The organism is Flavobacterium sp. P3_A6 (assembly GCF_056403035.1).
Window position 1 is genome coordinate 1 of record NZ_JBFUGG010000061.1, and the last position, 837, is coordinate 837.

Consider the following 837-nt stretch of genomic DNA (forward strand, 5'->3'; position numbering starts at 1 on the left):
GGGCTCATGGGCGCGGGCCGCACCGAGCTCGCGATGTCGGTCTTCGGCCGGTCCTACGGCAGCAACATCTCCGGCAAGCTCTTCCTCCACGGCGAGGAGATCAAGGCGTCCACCGTGAGCGAGGCCATCTCGCACGGCATCGCGTACGCCACCGAGGACCGCAAGAAGTACGGCCTGAACCTCATCGAGGACATCCGGTCCAACATCTCCGCCGCCAACCTCGGCAAGGTGTCCCGCTCCGGGTTCGTCAACGCGAACGAGGAGATCAAGGTCGCCGAGGAGTACCGCCAGAGCATGAACATCAAGGCGCCGACGGTGCTGGCGCTGGCGGGCAAGCTCTCGGGCGGCAACCAGCAGAAGGTCGTGCTGAGCAAGTGGCTCTTCACGGACCCGCAGGTGCTCATCCTCGACGAGCCGACGCGCGGTATCGACGTCGGCGCCAAGTACGAGATCTACACGCTGATCAACGCCCTCGCCGACGCCGGCAAGGCCGTGCTCGTCATCTCCTCGGAGCTGCCCGAGCTGCTCGGCATCTGCAACCGGATCTACACGCTCTCGGCCGGCCGGATCACCGGTGTGCTGCCGCGGGAGCAGGCGACTCAGGAGAACCTGATGGAGCTCATGACCAAGGAAAGGGACCAGGTTCGATGACCGCCATGGCAGGCCTGAGGGACCTCTTCACGAGGAACCTGCGTCAGAGTGGGATCGTCGTCGCGTTCGTCGCCATCGTGGGGCTGTTCACCATCCTCACCGACGGCGTCCTGCTCTCCCCGGGCAACGTGACGAACATCGTCCTCCAGTACTCGTACATCCTCATCCGCGCGATCGGCATGATGA

General features: G+C 64.9%; 2 protein-coding genes. Both read left to right on the plus strand.

The window, feature by feature from the left end; genetic code table 11:
- Positions 1 to 651: ATP-binding cassette domain-containing protein (locus AC1DVP_RS21290; protein ID WP_477185473.1), on the plus strand; the 651-nt coding region annotated here is incomplete at its 5' end.
- Positions 648 to 837, plus strand: a 190-nt coding sequence (locus AC1DVP_RS21295) for a hypothetical protein (RefSeq protein ID WP_477185474.1), incomplete at its 3' end; no start/stop codon positions are given. The genes AC1DVP_RS21290 and AC1DVP_RS21295, both read left to right, overlap by 4 nt.